Below are 2,087 nucleotides of genomic sequence, written 5' to 3'. Positions count from 1 at the left end.
GGGGGGGACGGGAAGGGCGGGATCGGCACCGGCCCGGACGCCATCGAGGACGCCATCGACGCGGCGGCCGGGGGCGCGGGCGACGGGAGCGACGGCGATACGGACGGCGTCGTCGTCCTCGTCGACCTCGGCAGCGCGGTGATGAACGCGGACGTCGCGGTCGAGCTGAGCGGCGCGGATGCGGTCATCGCGGACGCGCCCGTCCTCGAAGGCGCGGTCAACGCGGCGGTCGCGGCCACCGACCCGTCGGCCACGGTCGAGTCGGTCCGCGAGCAGGCGGAGGCGGCCCGCGACATCGAGAAGCTGTAGCCCGAGGTCGCCTCTTTTTTTAAGATCGGTCTACGCCGCGCGGTCGTCGAGTCCCAAGACTTCCAGCACCTCGCGGCGCGTCTCGCAGGCGAGCGCGTCGGACGCGAGCGACGCCGCGGCGGCGGCGTCGACCCCGCGGACCCGCCGTTTCACGTCGGGGACCGTCACGGCGCTCATGCTGAGCTCGTCGAAGCCAAGTCCGACGAGCAGCTCCGTCAGCGCCGGGTCGCCCGCCATCTCGCCGCACATTCCCACCCACGCGTCGGTCTCTTCGACGGCCGCGGTCGTGCGGTCGAGCGCGCGCAACACGGCCGGGTGGAGCGGGTCGTGGTAGTCGGCCACCGCGTCGTTCCCGCGGTCGGCCGCCATCACGTACTGGGCGAGGTCGTTCGTCCCGACGCTCAGGAAGTCGAGGCGGTCGGCGAGCGCGTCCGCGAGGAACGTCGCCGCCGGCGTCTCGACCATCGCTCCGAGCTGGGGGACCGCGTGGTCGACGCCCTCGTTCGCGAGGTCGGCCGCGACCGACTCGACGGCGTCGACCGCGCGCTCGACCTCCTCGACCCGCGTGACGAGGGGGAACATCACGGCGAGCCCGTCGCCGTCCTCGGTCGCGGCCGCGCGAAGCAGCGCCCGGAGCTGCGTCTCGAAGAGGGCGGCGTGCTCGTCGAGCGACAGCCGGATCCCGCGCCCCCCGAGGAACGGGTTCGGCTCGTCGGGGAGGTCGAGGTACGGGACCGGCTTGTCCCCGCCGACGTCGAGCGTCCGAACGACGACGCGGTCGTCGGGGAACGCCGACAGCGCCGCCGTGACCGCCTCGTACTGCTCCGCCTCGCTCGGCGGCGCCTCGCGGTCGACGAAGAGGAACTCGGTCCGGAACAGCCCGACCCCGTCCGCGCCGCGCTCGGCCGCCGGCGCCAGTTCGGCCTCGCCGCCCACGTTGGCGGCGACCTCGACGCGCAGGCCGTCGGTCGTCTCGACGCGCTCGCGGATCGCCTCCGGGCCCGCCTCCCGCACGGCGGCGCGGCGCTCCGCGTCGGGGTCGACGACGACCGTCCCGGCCTCGCCGTCGACGAGGACCGTCTCCCCGTCCGCGACCGATTCCAGGTCGGCGCCCACGCCGACGACGGCGGGGATGGCGAGCGACCGCGCGATGATCGCGGCGTGCGAGGTGCGCCCCCCTTCGACCGTCGCGATCCCCGCGACCGCGTCCGGGTCGAGCGCGGCGGTGTCGCTCGGCGTGAGCCGCTCCGCGAGCAGTATCGTCCCGTCGGGGAACGCGGCGAGGTCCGCGGCACCGGCGGGTCCGTCCCCTTCGGCGCCGAGCAGCGCGCGGAGCAGCCGGTCGCGGACGTCGCGCAGGTCGTCGGCGCGCTCGGCCATCCGCCCCTCCATCCCCTCGAACTGCGCGACGGCCTCGTCGAACCGGTCCGCGACGGCGTGTGCCGCGGGCGTCCCGTCGCCGATCGCGGCCTCGACGTCCTCGACGATCGTCGGGTCGTCGAGGAAGCCCTCGTGGGCTTCGAACACCGCGGCCTCCTCCTCGCCCACGCGCTCGGCCGTCCGGTCGCGGGCCTCCCGGAGGGCCTCGCGCACGGCGTCCCGAGCCGCCTCGTAGCGATCCAGTTCCGCGTCGACGTCGACCGACTCGGGAGCGGGGCGGTCGGGGAGCGTCAGGTCGGCCTCCGGGCGGTACCAGCGCGCCTCGCCGACCCCCGAACGCGTCGTGCTGCCGACGCCGTCGAGCGTCCTCACGGCGCCTCCTCCCCCTCTTCGACCGG

2 protein-coding genes are annotated in these 2,087 nt (G+C 75.5%); one reads left to right on the top strand and one right to left on the bottom strand.

All coding sequences use genetic code 11. From position 1 onward, the window contains the following. Positions 1 to 309 (top strand): PTS mannose transporter subunit IID (locus tag U4E84_RS16700; protein ID WP_322533231.1); only part of this gene is annotated, 309 nt, incomplete at its 5' end. 30 nt (positions 310 to 339) lie between these two features. Here the strand turns inward: U4E84_RS16700 and ptsP are convergent. Beyond that, on the bottom strand, positions 340 to 2,061 hold the full coding sequence (gene ptsP / locus U4E84_RS16695) for a phosphoenolpyruvate--protein phosphotransferase (protein ID WP_322533230.1): 1,722 nt from the start codon (positions 2,059 to 2,061) through the stop codon (positions 340 to 342). Positions 2,062 to 2,087: the final 26 nt, after the last annotated feature.

Origin of the sequence: Halorubrum sp. AD140 (assembly GCF_034497445.1) — an archaeon.
In the GTDB taxonomy this organism is placed as follows: Archaea; Halobacteriota; Halobacteria; order Halobacteriales; family Haloferacaceae; genus Halorubrum.
Note: the sequence above shows the minus strand (reverse complement) of the source record. Positions and strands in the feature narration are given on the sequence as shown.